Annotated in this window: 3 protein-coding genes and 1 rRNA gene; all 4 read right to left on the bottom strand. The window is 39.2% G+C overall.

Annotated features, from left to right (window positions below; translation table 11 throughout):
- Positions 1-193 precede the first annotated feature (193 nt).
- A complete protein-coding gene (tmk, locus tag AC0KTX_RS16560; protein WP_474253145.1) occupies positions 194-829 on the bottom strand; it encodes a dTMP kinase in 636 nt (211 codons plus the stop codon).
- 5 nt (positions 830-834) lie between these two features.
- Positions 835-2,271 (bottom strand): aminotransferase class I/II-fold pyridoxal phosphate-dependent enzyme, encoded by a 1,437-nt coding sequence (locus AC0KTX_RS16555; RefSeq protein ID WP_474253144.1) that lies wholly within the window; start codon positions 2,269-2,271, stop codon positions 835-837.
- Positions 2,272-2,361: 90 nt separating this feature from the next.
- Positions 2,362-2,613 carry a sigma factor G inhibitor Gin gene (locus tag AC0KTX_RS16550; RefSeq protein ID WP_474253143.1) on the bottom strand — a complete coding sequence of 84 codons (252 nt, stop codon included), beginning with the start codon at positions 2,611-2,613 and terminating at the stop codon, positions 2,362-2,364.
- A gap of 123 nt (positions 2,614-2,736) precedes the next feature.
- Positions 2,737-2,850: ribosomal RNA gene (gene rrf / locus AC0KTX_RS16545) — 5S ribosomal RNA — on the bottom strand; the annotation flags it as partial.

Genomic DNA, 2,850 nt, shown 5'->3' with positions numbered 1-2,850 from the left:
ACCTTTAGACCCAGTTTATTACATGTACCAATACTGGGTTTCTTCAGTATTGCCTTTTTTCGGATCATCGGACAAGGGAATTTCCAATTTCTATGATTTTTCACCTTGACATATTACCGCAGGACTTTTATTCTAAACGCAAAAAAACAATTTCGTTTTTTTCTCCATTATAACAAGCATGGAATTGTTGTGACTACCGTGTTTCTTGCATATAGGAAATCAGCGCTTTTTCAGCAGCTTGCAACACTTTATCTAAAGGCTGGTCGGCATCAATAATGTTTATTCTATTCGGAAACATATTGATAACTTTTTCATATCCTTCCCTCACTTTTCGATGAAAATCAATCTTTTCAAGGTCAAGGCGATTGATCTCTCTTCTGTTATTTTTTGAAATTCTCTCCAACCCCTTTTCAGGTGAAATATCGAAGTAAAGCGTGAGATCAGGCATTAACCCATTGATGGCAAAGCGATTGATTTTCAGCACCTCTTCAATCCCAAGCCCTCTTGCGTAACCTTGATAGGCTAAAGAGCTGTCAACAAAACGGTCGCAAAGCACAATGCTTCCTTTATAAAGAGCTGGAATGACTTTTTCAACAAGATGCTGTCTTCTGGCTGCGGCATAAAGAAGTGCTTCTGTCCGCGCATCCATTTCCGTATGTTCAGGGTGCAGGATAATCTCACGAATTTTTTCGCTGATCACAATGCCGCCCGGTTCTCGAGTGGCTACAACAGATTTCCCGGATTTTTCAAGTTTTTCCGCCAATTTGTTTAAAATGGTTGTTTTCCCTGCTCCTTCGGGACCTTCAAATGTTATGAATATTCCTTTCACCTTCATCACCTTTTGATAAATATCGAAATAAGACCCTCATGCAATTTTTCTCCGCCTTGAAATTTTGCGTGAAGCTTAAGGAGAGTTTTCAAACTTTCAATATGATATTTCGTAATTCGTTCCCCTTTCATAATCAACGGAATTCCCGGTGGATATGGAATAATTAGCTCGGAAGCAACCTCACCTTCCGCATTTGCCAACGGCACAAACATGGATGAATGATCAGCCATTTTCTTAAAAGGAATGGACAATTTGCTGAAAAGGTCAACATGTACTTCTTGTAAAATGTCGTCTGTTTTGACAAATTGGGCAAGTTTTAATTGATCATTGACCATTTCAAAGCGGCTCGTTTCAAAACTGCAACAGCCTAACGGCAGCACAAACAAAACATTTAACGGATCGGCAAGTTCAGGGTATATGGCCGCCTTTTCAAAATACCGAATTAATTCATAGCCAGATAGGCCGTTTTTTGAACGTATTGTTAATTTTAAGGGATCTGTGTCCAAGAACGGATCTTTCGACGTCACGATATCAATATTTTCAAGCCTTTGAAAAATCTTAACAAAATCCTGAACACATTGATATATTTCATCCTCCCTCTCCATAATAGATTGAAGATATGCCCTGGCAATATCAAGGGAAGCCATAACCAAATAAGAAGGGCTGCTTGTTTGCAGCATGTGAAGGTAGCGTGTAACCTTTTCCTCATTCACCAAAGAGCTGTTGAAATGCAAAAATGAACCCATTGTCATCGCCGGCAATGTTTTATGAGCTGATTGAACAACGACATCCGCTCCGGCGGAAATAGCTGATGGAGGAAATAAAGAACTTGAAATAAAGTGAGCTCCATGTGCTTCATCGACTAATACCGGTATTTTATGAGAATGCGCAAATGCAACCAGCTCACCTAATTTTTTATAGGTCAGCCCATAATATGTGGGACTTGTCAGTATTATCGCTTTTACTTGCGGATACTTTTGATATGCCTTTTTAACCGTTTCAATTGATACATAAGAAGGAACTTGATAGTCTTGATCAATATTAGGGGCCAAAAAAACAGGTTCCGCCCCTGCCAATTCCAACCCGTGCATTACAGACTTATGGCAATTTCTCTGAACAAACACAACGTCTCCCTCTTGGCAGCTGGCAAGAATCATCGCCAAATTCCCGACAGTTGATCCATTAACTAAAAAATAGGTAGACGCTACGCCATACAACTCTGCTGCGAGTTGCTGTGCTTCCTTTATAATCCCTTGGGGTGCATATAAGTCATCTAAATGAGACAGCTCTGTCGCATCAAGCTGAAGGGCTTTTGAAAAGTAAGGGAAGTGAAGTTCATCATAAAGAGAGCCATACTTGTGGCCGGGAACATGAAAGGAGAGGGGATCTAATTGATGGTGTTTAACAAGCGCATCATATATAGGCGTGCGGAAATTTCGCATATAACATTCAACGTCCTTTATCACTTTTTTTCTATTTTTCTATTATATCAAAAAGAAAAAACTTGACCGATTCCCTTTTTACAGCCAAGTTCAAGAATATATTTTAGGATTTGCCGCTTTTTTTAATTTTTCAATAAAATATTGATATTTTGGATCATTTGTGTTGGTTTGTACGATTTCATTTTCACAGTTTAAGCAAATAAAACTATGATACAAATGGAAGCCTTTCGTTTTATGTTCTTCGCAAATTATACACGTCTCCCCATATAATTTATCATTATGTGCAGTCATTTCAGCTCCACCTCCATCACCAGTATGTCCAAAAACAGCAAATATATTCAAAATTTTAAATTTCTTTTTTATTCCATCCTAAGTCCATACTGGAGGGGATGTGCTTGCAAATTAAAAGTTATTATATATACAAAAAAGAGCAGCTTTTTGTTTAGCTGCTCTTTCCTTCTTTTTGCCTGGCAGCGTCCTACTCTCGCAAGGGACAACCCCTTACTACCATCGGCGCTGAAGAGCTTAACTTCCGTGTTCGGGATGGGAACGGGTGTGACCTCTTCGCCATCGCCACCA

It is taken from the genome of Aeribacillus sp. JST-2 (assembly GCF_056032925.1).
The sequence above is the reverse complement of the archived record's forward strand: the minus strand, read 5'-3'. Positions and strand labels throughout refer to the sequence as shown.